The following is a 17,491-nucleotide window of genomic DNA, read 5'->3' on the forward strand; positions in this document are numbered from 1 at the left end:
TTCTGGCGGATATCCATAGCCCCTTCACACCACCCGGAGCCTCTCTTGATGGCTGGTCCAACCGTACTTCTCCCGTTCCACGCCTTTTCATATACGGGATTCATTCTATCACAGCTTCTCGATTCCTGCAACCGCATAGGCGGAGATTCCCTGCTCTGCTCCTGTGAAGCCGAGCTTCTCCTCTGTCGTCGCCTTGACATTGACATCGTCAAGCGAGACGCCGAGCACCTGCGCGATGTTCTCGTTCATCTTGGGGATGAAGTCCTTCATCTTCGGCTTCTGAGCGACGATCGTCGCATCGACATTGCCGATGCGGTAGCCCTTCGCCTCCAGCAGGTGGCGGACTTCCGCGAGGAGCTTCATGCTGTCGGCGCCCTCATAGCGCGGGTCGTTGTCCGGGAAATGGCGGCCGATGTCACCGAGCGCCGCGGCGCCGAGCAGGGCGTCGGAGATGGCGTGCAGCAGTACATCGGCATCCGAATGGCCGAGCAGCCCGAGCGCATGCGGGATTTCCACCCCGCCGATGATGAGCTTGCGCCCTTCGACGAGGCGGTGCACATCGTAACCCATGCCAAAACGCGTCATACAATCAATCCTTTCTCTTCTCGCTCTTCGCACTCTTGATGAAGTCGCAGACTTCTGAAGCGGCCCGCCGCACGGTCCCCGTGAAGCTGCCCGACTGGCGCAGGAATGCCTCCGCCACGACGAGGTCTTCAGGTGTCGTGACCTTGATGTTCTGGTAGGAATCCATGACGACATGGACCCTGGCGCCATAGCGCTCCACGAGGCTCGCATCGTCCGTGCCGAGGAAGCCATCGGACTCTGCTTTCTCGTTGGCGGCCATGAGCAGGCTCCTGGAGAAGCCCTGTGGCGTCTGCACGGCCCAGAGCGTCGAGCGGTCTGGCGTCGCCGTGACGACGCCGTCTTTGACGACCTTGACCGTGTTCTTCTCCGGCACAGCTGCGACGGCCGCGCCGTGCGCGCGAGCCGCCTCGATGACAGCCTCGATCGTCGCGCGCGAGACGAGCGGGCGCGCTGCGTCGTGGACGAGGACGACATCGCTCGCCTCCGACGAGGCCTTGAGCCCGTTCCAGACAGAATACTGGCGCTCGCTGCCGCCCGCGACAACCTTGACCGACTTGGCAGCCTCACGAAAGAGCCCGAGGCCCTGCAGGGCGCGGCGCAGCGGCTCGACTTCCTCCGCACCCGTCACGACGATGATCTCCTGCACCTCCGGCACTGCGGCAAAGGCCCGCAGCGTGTGGAACAGGATGGGCTTTCCCATGAGGCGCAGGAATACCTTGTTGACGCCCGCCTGCATGCGCTTGCCGCGCCCTGCTGCGGGCAGGATGACACTGACCATGCTCTACCTCTCCTCTCGCAGCGACCAGCATCAATGCGCTGGTTTCGCGAAGATCATGCGGCCAGCCGCCGTCTGCAGAGCAGACGTGACTTCCACCGTGATGGATTCATTCATGTGACGGTTGCCGTTCTCGACGACGATCATCGTGCCGTCATCGAGATAGGCGACGCCCTGGCCGGGCTCCTTGCCCGACTTGACAATCGTCACGCGCATCGTCTCACCAGGAATGACGACGGGCTTGACGGCATTCGAGAGCTCATTGATGTTGAGCACCTCCACACCGCGCAGCTGCGCGACCTTGTTGAGGTTGTAGTCGTTCGTGATGATCTTGCCGCCGACCTGCTGGCCGAGGCGCACGAGCTTCGAGTCGACCTCTGAGATATCATCGAAGTCGACATTCGTGATCTCGACCTTGACCTTCGTGCTCTGGCGGATGCGCTGCAGAATGTCGAGCCCGCGGCGGCCGCGCGTGCGCTTGAGCGCATCGGCCGAGTCGGCGATGTGCTGGAGCTCTTCGAGGACAAAGACCGGGATGAGCAGCGTGCCCTCGATGAAGCCCGTGTCGCAGATATCGGCGATGCGGCCATCGATAATGACACTCGTATCGAGCAGCTTGTAGGCGTGCGCATCGGCTGTGGGGGCGGCCTTTGCCGACTCCTCTGGCGCTGCGTCAGGAGCCGCGCGCATCTCCCTCATCTTCGCGAAGTCCTTCATGAAGCGCGGCACGAAGTCAAAGAGCCCCGTGAGTTCCCGGCGCTTCTTGATCGTGATCGTGATGCCGAGATACCCGAAGACAATGCTGAAGATGACCGGGATGTAATCTCCGACAACAGGGATCTTCGCAAATGAATAGCCGAGAAGATTGGCGAGTATGAGTCCGATAGCAAGGCCGACGGCGCCTGCGATGACGTCGTGGATCGGCATTTTGCCGAGCTGCAGCTCCACCCATGCAGAAAACCGCTTGAGGCAGCGGATGAAGTACGGGGAAGCCAGAAAACCAATGATGCCGCCGAGAATTGCGCCGAAAAGGATGCAGAGCAGACTTCCCATGGTGATGCGCACAACGCCCATCTCCATCTTGAGGATTTCCGTGCCGACGTACATCGTCAACACAGGGCTCGCAAGGTCCAGCAGTGCGCCTCCGGCAATCGCTAAGAACAGTGTGATAAAGAAACGCAAGACACGATCTAGCATACATTCACCTCCTTGAACAGAAAAACAAAAAGAAAAGTCCGAACAGAATCAGTATACTCTACTCTGCTTGGACTTGTCAAAACTCAGGTTCGCATGTTCAATGCGCAAACGCATTTTCAGAAAGGACAGAAGTGAGCCAGTTCTCGATCTCCTTCGGCGTCTTATTGCAGGCGTAGACGAGCTCGCTCACGAGGATCTGCTTCGCGAGATCGAGCAGGCGGCGCTCTCCCGATGAGATATGGCGGCGGCGGTCCTGCAGGATGAGATTGCGCGCCACAGCGGCCACATCGCAGATATCGCCGCTCTTCATGCGCTCCAGATTGGCATGGAAGCGCTTATTCCAGCTGCCCTTCGGCTTCTCCGGCTCCTTCTCGAGCACTTCGCGCACCTCATCGACCTTCTGCTGCGGGATGATGTCCCGCAAGCCGACATTGTCGGCATTGTCCGTCGGGATCATGACCTTCATGTTGCCCAACGGCATCTCGAGGACATAGTAGGACTTGCCCTCTCCGAGGACTTCACAATTCTCGATGCCGGATATCACACCAGCACCATGCATCGGATAGACGACCTTATCTCCTATCTGTAACAAGAGCACCCCTCCTCTACACACGAGCCAACCACCAGCTAAGTCAACACATCTACGTTCTTATTGTACCACAAATAATCCAAAAAGTAAAATTTTTATTTTATCACAACAGCTTCGCATCGTCAATAAGCATATGCAAAAAAATCAGGCCCCATGATGGGACCTGACAGATGACGCTTGACTCAGCGGACAAAGACGACATTCGTGCGGTCGAGGAAGCCCGAAGCGCCGTTCTCGATGAGGACGCGGTTGGCATCAGCGACCGAGAGGATTGGATTGCCGTTGTGGTTGTCAAGGCCGACTGCCTTGACAACGAGCGGGTTCGAACCGGCGCGAGACGCCTTGCTGAGATCCGTCGTGTAGCTGGCCATGCCGTTCGCGATGACCGTAGCCGAGTCGAGGTTCTTGTAGCCGTAAATCGGCTCACCGTTGGCGTTCTTGATGACCGGGGACATGACCGGCTTGAGGCCGAGGCCGCGGCAGTCCACGATCAGGCCTGTGTAGCCGCCAATGGCCTGGCCAGCCGGAGCCGCTGCAGCGGAAGAGCCCTGATGCGACGGCGTCGTGACGGACGGGATCGTCGTTGCAGGCGTCTGCGTCGTACCCGGTGTCACCTGGACGTTGACCTGCACAGAAGAAGGCGTGCTGGCCGGGACGGAGGCATCCGGAGCGGGGAAGCTCGTCGGCACCGTGTTCGTCGGCAGGACGGCCGTCGCGAGGGAGTTCGAAGCTCCAAAGACGGACATCTCCATCGTGACCGTGTAGCCGCCGCCATCGACGGCCTGCTCCGAGACAATGCGCGCACCCTGGATGAGGGCTGTGACCTTCGTCTTCGTGACATCGCTCGTCACCATCATGTTCTCGACCGTCGTCTCCGAATCAACGTTGACGCCCTTGACCATCTCAGCGAGCTGGCGGTAGGCATCGACGACAGCAGCGCGGCGTGCGAGCATGCGCGCCTGGATGGCATTGACGGCATACGTCGGAGCTACGCCCATGCCCTGTACCGTGATCTTGCTGTCACCGCTCCAGTCCATCCCCGTGCCCGCCGCAAAGGCGCTGGCAGCCGAGACGACCATGAGCGTCATGGCCATCACGCAGGCCATGAGCATCTTGGAAATCTGTCTTCTCATCCTTACTTCCTCCTCTTGGGGCTCTCTTTTGCAATCTACACTGTGAGCTTACACCTGCAATCTTAAGATTTCCCAAAAAACAGTAAAAAATATTATGCTCTATCAACTAATTTCACACGGGGCCAGCCCGTTCTGCCGTCACTCCGACTTCGTCGCGCGCATGAAGAGCTGCATGAGCTGTTCCTTCGGGTCCTTGTGATCGTGGATGATCGCGTAGACTGTCGCGCAGATCGGCAATTCGACGTGGAACTCACGCGAGAGGTCCATGAGCGCCTCCACTGTGTAGACGCCCTCTGCCAGCTTCGCGAAGGGCTTGCCCGTGATGAGGTCCTCGCCAAAGCGGCGGTTATTGCTGTGTGGCGAGAAGAGCGTCGCCTCGTAGTCGCCGAGATGCGAAAGGCCGTAGACCGTCATGCGGTCACCGCCCATCGCCTCGATGAGGCGCGAAAGCTCGTGCGTGCCGCGTGCCATCAGGGCACCCTTGAGGCTGCTGTAGCCGAAGCCGTCGAGCATGCCAGCGGCCAGGCCGATGACATTCTTCGAGGCCGCGCCGATCTCCGTGCCCAGAAGGTCCTCTCCATAGTAGAAGCGGATCAAAGGGCTCGAGAACGCATCGACGAGCTCGCGCGTGAGCTTCATCTCGCGCGCCGCGATGACCATGCAGTTCGGGATACCGCGCACGAAATCCTGCACGTGTCCCGGGCCGACCCAGACTGCCACGCGCATCGACGAGCCGAGCTCCTCGTAGAAGACCGTCGTCAAGCGCTTGCCCGTGCCGATCTCGAGCCCTTTCATGCAGAGCACAAAGCGCTTGCCAGAGAGGTCGATGCCAAGTGCCACGAGATCCCTGCAAAAGGAGCGCAGCTGCTGGGAGCTTATAGAGATGACGAGGATGTCTGCTGAAGCGACTGCCCCCGCAAGGTCATCTGTCAGCTGCACCGAATCGGGCAGCGTCAGGTATTCATTCTTGCGATGTTCCACCAGGGCAGCGAGATGACGGGAGCCCTTGCGCCCCCAGAGCGTCACCGCATGGCCGATGTGATCGGCATACCAGGCATGGAAGGAGCCCCAGCGGCCACAGCCGAGTACGGAAATATTCATGCCGAAACCTCCACTTTCGCCCCCGTGAGGTCGCGCACGACTTCGCCGGCGATGATGAGGCCGACAACAGACGGCACGAACGAGATGCTGCCCGGGACAGCGCGGCGCATATCACAGTTGCGCGCGCTGCCCGGCGGGCAGATGCAGTTCTTGCCGCAGCCGCTCTGGCGGACGCGCAGGGGCTTTTCCTTGGAATAGACGACCTTGAGCTTCTTGACGCGGTTCTCCTTGAGCTTCTTGCGCATGACGCGCGCCAAGGGGTCCACGCTCGTCTTGTAGATGTCCGTGACCTCGAATTTCGTCGGGTCCAGCTTGTTGCCGGCGCCCATGCTGCAGATGATCGGGATGTGGCGGTCGCGGCACTGCAGGACGAGGTCGATCTTGCCCGTCACCGTGTCGATGGCATCGACAACGTAGTCGTAGGGCATCGTGAAGAAGCGCTCGGCCTGCTCGGGCAGGTAGAAGTCCTCGATCGTATCGACGACAGCCTTCGGGTTGATGTCGAGGATGCGCTCCTTCATCGTCTCCGTCTTCTTCTTGCCGACCGTCTTCGACGTCGCATGGATCTGGCGGTTGATGTTCGTCAGGCAGATGAGGTCATTGTCGATGAGCACGAGATGGCCGACGCCGGCTCGCGCGAGCCCCTCTGCCACAAACGAGCCGACACCGCCGACGCCAAAGATGGCCACCGTGCTGTTTGCCAGCTTCTCCATGCCGACCTCGCCGAGCAGTAACTCCGTGCGGGAAAAGCGACCTAATTTACTCAAGATATCTGTTCCTTTCTATTTATTTCTTATTTCTGGTAGTTCTCATTTCTGATCTTTGTCGTCAGGCGTCAGGCGGAATGCCGGGAAGGCAAAGGCGCCATTTGACGCGGGCTTCGCGGGCTCCGACTGCTGCCGCATGAAACTCGGCGGCTCCAGCGTGAATGAGTCGCGCTTCGGCGCGGCCTGCTGTACAGGATGCTGCGCACTCGCCTTGGCGGGCTTCTCCTCTGCCTGCGCGGTGTTCTTGACCATGACGCCGTCCGTGAAGTCCGTCGCGATGATCGTGGCGCGCACATCGCCGCCGAGGGAATTGTCGATGACCGTGCCGAGGATGATATTGACCTCGGGGTCCGTGTGCTCGTAGATGTAGCGCGTCGCCTCATCGACATCGTAGAGGCTCAGCGTCTTGTCGCCCGTCAAGTTCAGGATGATGCCGCGCGCGCCGTCGAGGCTCTTGCTGATCAGCGGGCTGTCAACGGCCTGCTTGACGGCCTCTACCGCGCTGCGCGAACTGCGCCCAATGCCGAGCAGGGCATCGCTCGACGCACTCTGGCGGAAGATCGTCGTGACATCCGCGAAGTCGACGTTGATGACGCCCGTCGTCAGGATCAGCTCTGCCACGCAGTTGATGGCCTGCTGCAGGATGCCATCGGCGCAGGAGAACGCCTTGACGAGCGTCATGTGGCGGTTCTCCGGCAGTTTCATGAGGTTGTCATTGGCCACGAGGATCAGCGCGTCCATCTGGGCCTGCATCTTCGCGAGGCCCTCATTGACCAGGCGCTTCTTGCGGCTGCCCTCGAAGCTGAACGGCAGCGTGACGACGCCGACCGAGAGCGTCCCGAGGTCGTGCGCGATCTTGGCGACGACAGGCGCCGCCCCTGTGCCAGTACCACCGCCGAGGCCGGCCGTGACAAAGACGAGATCTGCGCCGTTCATCGCTTCGCGGATCTTATCCTTTGCGTCGAGGGCCGCCTTCTCGCCGAGCGCGATGTTGCCGCCCGTGCCGCGTCCCTTCGTCAGGTCCTCGCCAATCTGCAGCGTCTCGACGCCTTCTTCTGCCACGCGCGCGAGCTGCTTGGCATCGGTATTGATGGCGACCAGATCGATGTCGAGTTCTTTATGATGGCCCATGCGCATCAGGACGCTGTTGCCGCCACCGCCAACACCGAATACCTTGATCTTCACTTTCGGCTTTATGATTAACGTTTCTTCTGCTGCCATGCGCTCCTACTCCTCTCACATCAAAAATCTCTGAGAATTATTTCGCCATCTCAAAAACAATTTCCTGCCCCCGATGAAAATATAGGGCATTTCACCGAAAAGAGCAGGGCCGTCACACGCGGCTCTGCTCCCTTGCTTTTTCTCTATAGCGGATCAATGGAAGAGGAGTACGGCCAGGCAGGCCAGGACGATCTTCAAGCTATCGAGTTTCAAATATAACACTTCCTTATCTTAAATCGTGACACTTCATGACAATAATGATTCCGAGCAGATATGCACCTTCTGCTGATGAATACGATTATACAATGAAGCACCTTGTTTTTCAAGATGCACGGTGACGATCTTCCAGCAACGGACGCACCTGCGTCACGATCATTCCCGCGAGCATCAGGGCGCAGCCGAGAATCTGGACGGCCGTCATGCGCTCCCCGAGCAGCAGCCAGCTCGAGAGCACGCCGAAGACAGCCTCGAAGCTCATGATGATGGCCGCCTGCCCCGGCTCCGCGTACTTCTGCCCCAAGATCTGCAGCGTAAAGGCCACGCCCGCCGACATGACGCCGCCGTAGAAGATGGCAAACCAGGCGTTGAGGACAGGCTGCACGGCCACTGTCTCAAAGCCAAGTGCCGCGATGAGGCTGCCCGCCGCGCAGACGCCGACCTGTGTGAGCGAGAGCTCGATGGGATCGACGAGGCTCGCGAAGCGGTCGATGAAGAGGATGTGGCCCGTCCAGAACAGCGCGCTGATGAAGACGAGGCCATCGCCGAAGCTCAGCGAGACGGCTCCGTGTATCGAGAGAAAGTAGAGGCCAAGCAAAGCCATCGCCGCGCCGGCCCAGTTCTCCGGATGGATGCGCTTGCCGAGCAGCACCGCGCCGAGCGGCACGAAGATGATGTAGAGCGCCGTGATGAAGGCCGTCTTGCCGGCCGTCGTGTAGAGCATGGCCACCTGCTGCAGCGAGGTGGCGACCATCATGATGCAGCCGGCGCCGAGACCGGCCTTCCAGCCCGGTCGGTACGTGCCGGCGCGCTTTGCGCCCTCGCGCGAACCGCGCCAGGCATACCAGAGCCCCACGAGGAACAATAGACCTAAGATGTAGCGTGCTGCGGCATAGGTGAACGGACCGAGCCCGTCCATGCCGACCATCTGCGCAACAAACGTCGTGCCCCAGATGAACGCAGCCAGCAGGAGCATGAGATTCCCGCGTAAATGCATGAATAAATCCTCCTATCAATCGTGCAGTCGTGCTATCGCCAAAAAGACGAGAAAAAACAGGCACGCGTATGCATGCCTGTCTCTATTGTATGATGTTTTCCCGCCTCAGGCAAGTCCCGTTACCATGTAGAACAGGATGCAGAGGAATGGGACGAAGAACTTGAGTCCCATGATGACCGCGATATCGAAGTACGAATCGTGATGCGTGAGGCCGCAGATCGCGAGCAGCGTGACGAGCGCGCCGCAGTGCGGGACCGGATCGATGCCGACCGAGGCGATGGCGACGATGCGATGCAGGACCTCGAGCGGGATGCCAGCGGCCTGTGCCATGGCTGCCCACTGGTCACCGAGCATCGAGAGCGCGATCGTCAGGCCGCCCGAAGCGGAGCCCGTGATGCCAGCCATGATGTTCGTCGTGATGACGGCCGAGAGCAGCGGGCCGAACGAGTCCGCGATGCCGATGAGCGCCTGCGTGACAGGGACAAAGCCCGGCAGGCTCGTGATGACGCAGCCGAAGGCGTAGCCTGATGCGACATTGAGGACAGCTGTCGCCGACGAGATGGCCGCGTAGTTGATTGGTGCCAGGAAGCCGTCCATGACGATGAAGCGCTTGCGGCCAATGAAGGCTGCCGCGATGCTGCTGATGATGAGCGCGACCGTGATGGACCAGATGGCCGATACCTTGCCGACATTCGCCGCCAGCAGGCTGAGCTTGAGCGGCAGGAAGGCCGAGAGCGCCTCAGGATCCCAATGGAAGCCCCATTCCCACTTGAACGGGTTCGAGAGGATGATATTGATCACGATGACCATGACGAGCGGCAGCAGAGCCCAGTACCACGGGATGCGGATCTTCGGGCTCGGCTTGTGGTGCGGGCCGCCTTCGAAGTGGCGGCCATACCCCTCGCCGCGCGCCTTGAGGATTTTCGCACGGCGCGTCACCCAGCCCCAGCCGATCAGCAGGAACAGGAACGAGGCGAAGAGGCCGATGATTGGCGCCGACCACGTACTCGTCGAGAAGTACGAGGACGGGATGATGTTCTGGATCTGCGGGGTGCCTGGCAGGGCAACCATCGCGAAGGAGAAGATGCCGACCCAGAGCGTTGCTGGCAGCAAGCGCTTTGGGATGTCTGCCTTGCGGAAGACAACCGCACCAAATGGATACATGACGAAGGCGACGACAAAGACGGAAAGACCGCCGTATGTCAGTGCGCCGCAGCCCAGGAGGACTGCGAGAACAGCGCGCTTCTCGCCGAGCACATCGACGATTTTCGCCGCAACTGAGGAAGCCAGGCCGCCCTTCTCCATCAGGCGCGCAAAGACTGCACCGAACAGGAAGATCGGGTAGTATGACTTCGTGTACTCAGCCATGCGTGTCATGTAGAGCTCACTGTACGTCGGCAGGACGCCGAAAATACTCGCAAGCGCTGCAACACCTGCAAAAATTGGTGCGATCAGGATGATCGACCAGCCGCGGTAAGCAAAATACATGAGACCGATAAGGGCCACCGCAATACAGATTCCTTCTAACACAGACGGATCGTCCCCTTTCTTTCATGTTTTGCACCCCCCCGGTGCAAAACATGGAGAAAGACAGCCGGTCGGCTATTCCGGCTGCCTTTCATTTGTCTTACCCTGCGCCATGCATGATGGGAAGATATTCCTTGCATGATGCGCATTACCTCGTCTATCATAACATTATCCTTATTTATTGTCAACTGGTTAACCGTTAATATTTAGTAATGACGTAATATTGAGAATATAACCGAAACTTGTCTCTCTGAAAAGTTTCGGTTACAATAAAGGAAATACAAAGTCACTCCCCGAAAATGGGAACGGTACAACAAAAGGAATAGGTGATAGTGCATGGCCATCCATGTCATCAATGAGGCACGCCGCTGCCTCCAGTGCAAGAAGCCGCTCTGCCGCCTCAAAGGCTGCCCGGCTCAGACGAATATCCCCGAGATGATCCGGCTCTTCCTCGACGGACAGATCAATGAAGCAGGCGAGATGCTCTTCATCAACAACCCGATGAGCATCGTCTGCTCCCTCGTCTGCGACCACGAGAAGCAGTGCGAAGGCAACTGCATCCAGGGGCGCAAGGGTGCTCCGGTGCAGATCTCGAGCATCGAACATTACATCTCCGACATCTACCTCGACAAGGTCATCATGGAACACGAGCCGCCCAAGGGACAGAATGTCGCCGTCATCGGCGCGGGCCCGGCCGGCATCACGGTCAGCGTCAAGCTCGCCCAGCTCGGCTACGATGTGACAATCTTCGAGCGCAAGAGCAAGCTCGGCGGCATGATGCGCTACGGCATCCCGTCCTTCCGCTTGCCGCTCGACATCCTCAACCGCTACCAGAAGAAGCTCGTCGAGCTCGGCATCCACATCCGCCCGAACACGACGATCGGCAGCATCCTGACGCTCGATACCCTGTTCAAAGACGGCTACGATGCTGTCTTCATCGGCTCCGGCGTCTGGCGTCCGCGCGGCCTCGGCGTGCGCGGCGAGAGCCTCGGCAACTGCCACTACGCCGTCGACTACCTGCAGAACCCGGATGTCTACCAGCTCGGCGACCGCGTCGCCGTCATCGGCTCGGGCAACTCCGCGATGGATGCCGCCCGCACAGCCATCCGCAAGGGCAGCCGCTTCGTCACCGTCTACGCGCGCCGCAATGAAGTCCGCGCGAGCATCCGCGAGTACGAGTACGCACAGGCAGACGGCGTCGAGTTTGATCTCTGCAAGGGCGTCGCCGCCATCACGAAGGACGGCCCGATGCTCTACGAGCGCCACTTCGATGCAGACGGCAACCTGCTCAGCGAAGATGAGCCGCAGCTCTACCCCGCCGACAGCACGATCATTGCCGTCAGCCAGGCCCCGAAAGACAAGATCGTCCGTACGACGACGGGCCTCGAGGTCGACAACCGCGGCCTCGTCGAAGTCGACGAGAACGGCGCTACGACACGCGAGGGCGTCTTCTCCGGCGGCGACGTCGTCCTCGGCCCGGCCAACGTCGTCGAAGTCGTCAAGGATGCCAAGCACGTCGCCAAGGCCATGGACGCCTACCTCACGCGCAAGCGCGAAGCAGCCAAAGAAAAGGACACCGCCAGCCAGGACAACTGAACGGGCAACAAAAAAACTTCCCATCCCGGGAAGTTTTTTTTGTTGCCCGCTCGCTTTGCTCAAAGGGAGTCGGCATCGCGCGTGAGATCCACGATCTCCGCCATGTGGATGTGGAAGCCCGGCAGGCCGGCCAGGGTCTTGGCGCGGACGCGCAGGCGCCTGCCGTCCAGCAGGAACGTCTCCGACACCTTGCAGGGACGGTTGCGCGTCACGCGGTCGGCATAGGCGCGCAGCCTCTCCTTCTGCGCGTCATCGAGCGAATGGATGATCCAGTTGACGGCGCGCCGCCCCGAGATGCCCACGCCCTTCATGACCTTCCGATAAGCGTCGTTCTCGTAGGCCATGTACAGATTCCGGCCATCGTCGAGGAACAGGGCCACCGGCGAAGCCATGATGACATTGAAGAGGCCTGCCTTCTCATAGATGCGCGCTTCCTCGCGCGTCTCTGCACGCAGATGACGCTCCTGGCAATGCACAAGCAGCTCGTCATACGGCATCGGGCGCCCGTAATGATAGCCCTGTATCTTCTCGCAGCCGATGCTGCGAAGGAACCTCACCTGCTCCTTCGTCTCGACGCCCTCTGCCAATGTGTGGATGCCGATGGCCTTGGCCATCATGACGACCGATGTGATAATCTTGCGACTCGTATCATTGAAGGCGCGCAGGAACTCCATGTCGATCTTGAGCTCATCGAAATGGTAATCCTTGAGCACATTCAGGGAAGAGTAGCCGCTGCCAAAATCATCGAGCCAGACCGAATAGCCATTGCCGCGGAAGCGGTCGATCATCTTCAAGATCTTGTCGCTGTCCTGCACCATGGCCGTCTCCGTGATCTCGATGCGCAGGTAGTCGCGCGGCAGCTCATTCTCCCGGACGACCGCCTCGATCTCTGAAAGGACATCCATGAGCTGGAAATCCATGCGCGACACATTGAACGAGATCGGCACGATGGGCCGATGTGCATCGATCTGCCTGCGGAGCTGGCGCCCACATTCCCGTATGACATAGCGGTCGAGCTTGTCGATGAGGCGCTCCTCCTCGAGCACCGGGATGAACTGATCGGGGCGCAGGAATCCGTAAACCGGGTCACGCCAGCGCGCCAAGGCCTCCATGCCTGCGAGTTTCCCCGTCAACGTGCGCACGACTGGCTGGTAGTAGATCTCGATGTAGCCGTTCTCGACGGCCTCGTCGATGTGGGAGATGACATAGGAGCGAATCTCCAATTCCTGCCGGAGATGCTCTGAGAAGATGCAGTAGGCGCGGCTACGCTCCTTCTTGATGGAATCACAGGCCGCCTTCGCCTGCTCGCAGGCCATGCTGACCGGCACGCGCTCCTGTGGCGAGAAGTAGCGTATGCCCGCGTGCAGGTACGTGTTCTCCCCCTCGAGCAGGCCATTGACTTCCTGCACGGCCTCCTCAATGCGGCTCTGCGCATCGCCTGCCGGCACCAAGGCCATGAAGATATCCGACGACATGCGGGCCAGTGGCGCATCGGGAAAGGTGTGCCGCAGGACCGCCGCGATCTTGCGCAGGAAATCATCGCCGCCCTCCGCACCGTACGTCGCATTGTACTGCTTGAAGTTCGTCAGATTGAAGTACGCCAGCGCGTCCCTGCCGTAGACGCCTTCAGCGCGGTCAGCTTCCTCGCGCTCCGACACCTTGGAAAAAAAGAGGTGCCTGCCCATGAGATTCGTCAGGGCATCGCGCTCCACCGCGAGAAAGCGCGCGTAGACATCGACGAGCAAGAGCGACCAGAGCCATACGCCGCGGTGGCAGACACGGCGTATCGAACCCTCGACCGAGCGGAACCGGCCCGTCTTCGTGCAGATGCAGAAGGAAAGATACGAGTAACTGACCGGCAGGCCCCCCTGCAGAGCACTGCCGTGTTGCATCGCCTTCTCCACCATCATGGCAATGGACTCGTAATGCTCTGGCAAGACCATGCCGCGGAACGATGCCCCCGTCAGCTCAAAGAACTCCCTCTGTGACTGACAGTCATACAGATCTTGCATCGCTTCATTGGCACAAAAAATGCTTTCATCCGCCCGGAACAGAGCCACAGCCCCCGGCATGAGATTGAGCACCTCATCCGATACATTCGTTGATTCCATGCCCTATTGAGCACCTCTTTTCCAAATAGTGTATACAAATGGCATCCAAATGTAACATTTTTCGCAGAAACTACCTCATATGCTACCATATTGTCACAGAGAAGACAATAACCGTGCTAAAAATGATTTTATTCATAAAAACAAGGTCTAGGAAATATTGACAAGAATAATATTTCCTAGACCTGATATAGATATCAACTATTAAAAATCAATCTGCTTCTCACGCATATCCTTCGGTGTCACCATGCGTTGCTCGTAGCCATCTATAAGATAATCCCCGAGCAGCCCGACCTTGAACTTCTTTGGATCTCCTTCCGGACGCTGGTCGTTCTTTGTCAAGAGAAGGTCGAGTGCATACGGCGTGCGCGCAGCAGTTCCGCTCATGTGCATGATCATGATGGCACCACGACGTACATCGCCATTGCGCTTGTGGACGATGTGATCCATGATGCCCTCAAGCGACTCCATGGAAACAGCGCCATAGTCCTCGGCACTGCCTGAGCCGCTGACCAAGTAAGTGAAGCCCTCATCCAGCGCCACAGCACAACCATTGCGGCTGATGGCCAGTTGCGGTGGACGCATCAGCCGCGTAAGCCCCGGGCGTCCGCCCTCAATCGTCATGTCGCCGATTGCTTCAAGCAGTTTCTCGTATGAGGAGCGGACATTCAGGCGGTACGTCTCATCATCTTCAATGGGATGGCTGCGCCCTTTCTCGTCCACGCGCAGCATTGGCACATGATGGTCGGTATGGCTGCCCACTTCATTGCCATCTGCCACGATGGCGCGCAGGAGATTCGGATTGTGCACCATATTCTTGGTGATGACAAAAAATGTCGCATGCACACGATGCTTGCGCAGGACATAGAGCAGCTTATTGATGGAGTCATCATTGCCCCAGTCATCGAAGGTCAAAAATACCGTCTGAGGTGCTGCCGTCTTGACAAGGCCTGTCTTATCGGCCAGTGCCAGCTCTTTCTGTGAGAATCCCAGCATGCGGTCGGTCGACCCGACCTCCGGTGCACCAATGTAACGCTTGAGGAACTCCTGCCGGAAATTTGCCCTCGTGATGCTCTTTGCACCATAGCCAAGCTGCATCTCAATGGGAAGGTCCATGCTCTCGACAGGATACTGGTAGAGCTCTGCAGGATGAGCCAGGACATCCTGAACCGAGACAATCTGATAGGCAGAGTCATTCTGCTCATTATCCTCTGGATTATCGCCATAGGCCGCATAAGCAATGTTGTCGACTTTCTGATGCTTGATGGCCATCATGACCTCTGCCGCCAAATCTGGCTTTTCATAGTAGTCGGTACGGATATAGTAAAGATATAAAATTAACCACACCAAATCTATAGATGATTATATTAAAATATGTTATAATTATCTGTAGAGAGAGGGGGGGGGAGTCCACATGTTTGCAAAAGATGTTCTTCGCATCTTGCAGGTTTCTAGGCCGACACTCACGAAGTACGTCAAGACAGGGATTATCCGTGTCCATGTCATGCCGAACGGCCACTATGACTACAACGAGGAAGATGTCTACAAGTTCCTCAACAAGGACGTGAAGCGCAAGACTTACATCTATGCTCGTGTCTCTACGCCAAAACAGAAGCCTGATCTCAAGAACCAGATTCAGCTGCTCAAGCAGTTCTGCTTCGCCAACGGCTACACCATCAACGGCGTGTTCTCAGATATCGCTAGCGGCATCAGCTTCGAGAAGCGGAAGGGCTTGTTCGACCTGCTGGACGATGTCCTTGCCGGTCGTGTTGAGCGTGTGGTCGTGACGTATAAGGACAGATTGTCGCGCGTCGGCTACGACTTATTCTACTATCTGTTCCAGAAGTACAACTGTGAGATTGTCGTCATGAGCGAAGTCGGGTCCGAAAAGCTTGACTCGCAGGAAATCTTTGAAGAAATCGTGAATCTGCTGCATTGCTACTCTATGAAGCTGTATTCCAGTCGCAGGAGACTGCGGAAGATCAAGGAGGCGATAGAGGATGATGAAACGAGTGGAACACCACCGGCTTAAACCATCGTCGCCGATCTATGCCATGCTGCGCGAATTCTGCCATCGTTCCAAGAACCTCTACAATCATGGAAACTTCCTGATCCGTCAGGCGTTCCTCAAGGATAGCAAATGGCTGCGCTATGGCGAAGTTGACCGCTTGTTGAAGGCTGACACAGAGTACCCCGACTATCGGGAGATGCCGACTGCGCAGACGGCGCAACAGACACTCCGCATTTTAGATAAGAACTGGACATCGTTCTTCGCGGCCATCAAGGACTGGAAGGCCCATCCCGAGAAGTACAAAGGACGGCCAAAACTGCCGAAGTACAAGCCGAAGGACGGCTATTTCCCGCTGGTCCTGACGAACCAGAACTGCAAGCTCAAGGACGGAGTCATTCGCTTTCCAAGAGTCTTTCAAGGATTCACGGTAAAGGCCATCTTCTCTAGTCAGCCAGATGCTGTGTTCAAGCAGGCACGCATCATCCCGCATGGCGGGGAAATCGATCTGGAACTCGTCTATGAGATTCCAGAGGTCGAGGAGAAAGAGAACAATGGAAGATACGCCGCCATCGACATCGGCGTCGACAATCTCGCGGCACTGGCCTGGAACACAGGCGAGCGACCTGTCCTGCTCAAGGGGACGCCGCTCAAGTCGGTCAACCAGTACTACAACAAGCAGATGGCCAAGCGCAGGAGCATCTGTGAGCGGATGAATGGACGCCATTCATCGAAGCGAATCGCGCGGCTCACAGTGAAGCGGAACCGCAAGGTCGAGGATTACCTGCACAAAGCGAGTCGCAAGGTCATCGACTTGTGCGCGGGGCAGGACGTGTCGGTACTGGTCATCGGCAAGAACAAGGGCTGGAAACAGGAAGCGAATCTCGGCCGCAAGCTCAACCAGAGCTTTGTGCAGCTACCTTTCGCCCGCTTCATCCAGATGCTCCAGTACAAGGCCGAGTCAATCGGCATGAAGGTTGTGCTGACGGAGGAGAGCTATACGAGTGGCACCTCCTTCTTGGATGACGAGGCACCGGTCAAAGCCTGCTATGACAAATCACGCCGGGTTCATCGAGGCCTGTTCTTGGCAAACGATGGCCAACGCATCAATGCCGATGTCAATGGTGCCTACCAGATCATGCGAAAAGTATTCCCGAATGTGAACGCAGACGGGATAGAGGACGTAGCGTTACGCCCAGCTGTAGTAACTCTTTCGATGAGCGCTCGTCGCAGCTCAGGCTGTGCCTGATGCGAGAAAGAGTGAACAGCGAAATTTATTAAAAATACGAATATCATTATTTGGTATTTATAATAAATATAACGTAGACAATCTCATTGCGGTTCAGCGACGTTGTCCATTTGCCGAAGATATGTGGCATGACTTCATCGGCTGACTTTGCCTGCTTGTCCTTGGACTGCACGACATTGAGTCCCTGGCCGACGAACCAGCACTTCATGGCAGAAGCCGCTTCCTTCATGTCGGCTTCATTATCAGAGGAGGCCATCTGCCGCACGATATCCGTCGTCACGCCGTACTGCTGTTGCAATCCGTTCCGGACACGCTGGATCTGCGCTGCGTATTCCTCTGCCGTGCCACCACCCTTGATGGAAGTCAGACCGATGCCAAGATCCTGACCATACGAGCGAAATAAATATCCCCCGGCATAGCCG

At 58.1% G+C, this 17,491-nt stretch carries 15 protein-coding genes, 1 pseudogene and 1 other annotated feature (1 of these 17 cut by a window edge); of the genes and pseudogenes, 3 read left to right on the forward strand and 13 right to left on the reverse strand.

What is annotated here, in order from left to right; genetic code table 11:
* Positions 1 to 89 (reverse strand) — a binding site (T-box leader); it reaches 117 nt to the left of the window's first position.
* A 19-nt stretch (positions 90 to 108) separates the two neighbouring features.
* The 10 genes from ispF to B2X55_RS03775 all read right to left on the reverse strand — a co-directional run bounded on the left by ispF (position 109) and on the right by B2X55_RS03775 (position 10,069).
* On the reverse strand, positions 109 to 585 hold the full coding sequence (gene ispF / locus B2X55_RS03730) for a 2-C-methyl-D-erythritol 2,4-cyclodiphosphate synthase (RefSeq protein ID WP_278519775.1): 477 nt from the start codon (positions 583 to 585) through the stop codon (positions 109 to 111).
* Positions 586 to 589: 4 nt separating this feature from the next.
* Positions 590 to 1,363 carry a 2-C-methyl-D-erythritol 4-phosphate cytidylyltransferase gene (gene ispD, locus B2X55_RS03735; protein ID WP_286820942.1) on the reverse strand — a complete coding sequence of 258 codons (774 nt, stop codon included), beginning with the start codon at positions 1,361 to 1,363 and terminating at the stop codon, positions 590 to 592.
* Positions 1,364 to 1,393: 30 nt separating this feature from the next.
* Positions 1,394 to 2,557 (reverse strand): PIN/TRAM domain-containing protein, encoded by a 1,164-nt coding sequence (locus B2X55_RS03740; protein WP_226868248.1) that lies wholly within the window; start codon positions 2,555 to 2,557, stop codon positions 1,394 to 1,396.
* Positions 2,558 to 2,654: 97 nt separating this feature from the next.
* Positions 2,655 to 3,149, reverse strand: a complete 495-nt coding sequence (locus B2X55_RS03745) for a CarD family transcriptional regulator (RefSeq protein ID WP_055160004.1) — start codon at positions 3,147 to 3,149, stop codon at positions 2,655 to 2,657.
* Between the two features lie 179 nt (positions 3,150 to 3,328).
* On the reverse strand, positions 3,329 to 4,279 hold the full coding sequence (locus B2X55_RS03750) for an LPP20 family lipoprotein (protein ID WP_081828372.1): 951 nt from the start codon (positions 4,277 to 4,279) through the stop codon (positions 3,329 to 3,331).
* 138 nt (positions 4,280 to 4,417) lie between these two features.
* The gene (locus B2X55_RS03755; RefSeq protein WP_286820944.1) at positions 4,418 to 5,380 is read right to left on the reverse strand and encodes an NAD(P)H-dependent glycerol-3-phosphate dehydrogenase; all 963 of its coding nucleotides are present in this window, start codon (positions 5,378 to 5,380) and stop codon (positions 4,418 to 4,420) included.
* On the reverse strand, positions 5,377 to 6,093 hold the full coding sequence (locus B2X55_RS03760; RefSeq protein ID WP_055160302.1) for a tRNA threonylcarbamoyladenosine dehydratase: 717 nt from the start codon (positions 6,091 to 6,093) through the stop codon (positions 5,377 to 5,379). The genes B2X55_RS03755 and B2X55_RS03760 overlap by 4 nt, the downstream gene beginning before the upstream one ends.
* Before the next feature lie 96 nt (positions 6,094 to 6,189).
* Entirely contained in the window at positions 6,190 to 7,368 is a 1,179-nt protein-coding gene (ftsZ, locus tag B2X55_RS03765) for a cell division protein FtsZ (RefSeq protein ID WP_286820946.1), read from the reverse strand.
* 322 nt (positions 7,369 to 7,690) lie between these two features.
* A complete protein-coding gene (locus B2X55_RS03770) occupies positions 7,691 to 8,581 on the reverse strand; it encodes a DMT family transporter (RefSeq protein WP_279181872.1) in 891 nt (296 codons plus the stop codon).
* Positions 8,582 to 8,686: 105 nt separating this feature from the next.
* The gene (locus B2X55_RS03775) at positions 8,687 to 10,069 is read right to left on the reverse strand and encodes a GntP family permease (RefSeq protein ID WP_226868614.1); all 1,383 of its coding nucleotides are present in this window, start codon (positions 10,067 to 10,069) and stop codon (positions 8,687 to 8,689) included.
* 375 nt (positions 10,070 to 10,444) lie between these two features.
* Between B2X55_RS03775 and B2X55_RS03780 the strand changes: the two genes are divergently transcribed.
* Positions 10,445 to 11,704 carry an NAD(P)-dependent oxidoreductase gene (locus B2X55_RS03780; protein WP_286820947.1) on the forward strand — a complete coding sequence of 420 codons (1,260 nt, stop codon included), beginning with the start codon at positions 10,445 to 10,447 and terminating at the stop codon, positions 11,702 to 11,704.
* A 59-nt stretch (positions 11,705 to 11,763) separates the two neighbouring features.
* Here B2X55_RS03780 and B2X55_RS03785 read toward each other — a convergent pair whose 3' ends face one another.
* Both B2X55_RS03785 and B2X55_RS03790 read right to left on the reverse strand, forming a co-directional pair.
* Complete coding sequence (locus tag B2X55_RS03785) at positions 11,764 to 13,815, reverse strand: putative bifunctional diguanylate cyclase/phosphodiesterase (protein WP_286820948.1); 2,052 nt, start codon at positions 13,813 to 13,815, stop codon at positions 11,764 to 11,766.
* Between the two features lie 201 nt (positions 13,816 to 14,016).
* On the reverse strand, positions 14,017 to 15,087 hold the full coding sequence (locus tag B2X55_RS03790; RefSeq protein WP_286820950.1) for a polysaccharide deacetylase family protein: 1,071 nt from the start codon (positions 15,085 to 15,087) through the stop codon (positions 14,017 to 14,019).
* Between the two features lie 139 nt (positions 15,088 to 15,226).
* Between B2X55_RS03790 and B2X55_RS03795 the strand changes: the two genes are divergently transcribed.
* Both B2X55_RS03795 and B2X55_RS03800 read left to right on the forward strand, forming a co-directional pair.
* On the forward strand, positions 15,227 to 15,844 hold the full coding sequence (locus tag B2X55_RS03795; RefSeq protein WP_055161782.1) for an IS607 family transposase: 618 nt from the start codon (positions 15,227 to 15,229) through the stop codon (positions 15,842 to 15,844).
* Positions 15,816 to 17,069, forward strand: a complete 1,254-nt coding sequence (locus B2X55_RS03800) for an RNA-guided endonuclease InsQ/TnpB family protein (RefSeq protein WP_286820951.1) — start codon at positions 15,816 to 15,818, stop codon at positions 17,067 to 17,069. The genes B2X55_RS03795 and B2X55_RS03800 overlap by 29 nt, the downstream gene beginning before the upstream one ends.
* Positions 17,070 to 17,115: 46 nt before the next feature.
* On the opposite strand, the pseudogene B2X55_RS03805 reads toward B2X55_RS03800, so the two are convergent.
* Positions 17,116 to 17,491, reverse strand: a pseudogene (locus B2X55_RS03805) (polysaccharide deacetylase family protein); the annotation flags it as partial.

This window comes from Mitsuokella sp. UBA4253, assembly GCF_002395285.1.
Taxonomy (GTDB): Bacteria; Bacillota; Negativicutes; order Selenomonadales; family Selenomonadaceae; genus Mitsuokella; species Mitsuokella jalaludinii.

Coding starts and splice junctions, on each gene's coding strand:
- ispF (WP_278519775.1), bottom strand. CDS start 585: ATGACGCGTTTTGGCATGGGTTACGATGTGCACCGCCTCGTCGAAGGG.
- ispD (WP_286820942.1), bottom strand. CDS start 1,363: ATGGTCAGTGTCATCCTGCCCGCAGCAGGGCGCGGCAAGCGCATGCAG.
- B2X55_RS03740 (WP_226868248.1), bottom strand. CDS start 2,557: ATGCTAGATCGTGTCTTGCGTTTCTTTATCACACTGTTCTTAGCGATT.
- B2X55_RS03750 (WP_081828372.1), bottom strand. CDS start 4,279: ATGAGAAGACAGATTTCCAAGATGCTCATGGCCTGCGTGATGGCCATG.
- B2X55_RS03755 (WP_286820944.1), bottom strand. CDS start 5,380: ATGAATATTTCCGTACTCGGCTGTGGCCGCTGGGGCTCCTTCCATGCC.
- B2X55_RS03760 (WP_055160302.1), bottom strand. CDS start 6,093: ATGGAGAAGCTGGCAAACAGCACGGTGGCCATCTTTGGCGTCGGCGGT.
- ftsZ (WP_286820946.1), bottom strand. CDS start 7,368: ATGGCAGCAGAAGAAACGTTAATCATAAAGCCGAAAGTGAAGATCAAG.
- B2X55_RS03770 (WP_279181872.1), bottom strand. CDS start 8,581: ATGCATTTACGCGGGAATCTCATGCTCCTGCTGGCTGCGTTCATCTGG.
- B2X55_RS03775 (WP_226868614.1), bottom strand. CDS start 10,069: ATGTATTTTGCTTACCGCGGCTGGTCGATCATCCTGATCGCACCAATT.
- B2X55_RS03780 (WP_286820947.1), top strand. CDS start 10,445: ATGGCCATCCATGTCATCAATGAGGCACGCCGCTGCCTCCAGTGCAAG.
- B2X55_RS03785 (WP_286820948.1), bottom strand. CDS start 13,815: ATGGAATCAACGAATGTATCGGATGAGGTGCTCAATCTCATGCCGGGG.
- B2X55_RS03790 (WP_286820950.1), bottom strand. CDS start 15,087: ATGATGGCCATCAAGCATCAGAAAGTCGACAACATTGCTTATGCGGCC.
- B2X55_RS03795 (WP_055161782.1), top strand. CDS start 15,227: ATGTTTGCAAAAGATGTTCTTCGCATCTTGCAGGTTTCTAGGCCGACA.
- B2X55_RS03800 (WP_286820951.1), top strand. CDS start 15,816: ATGAAACGAGTGGAACACCACCGGCTTAAACCATCGTCGCCGATCTAT.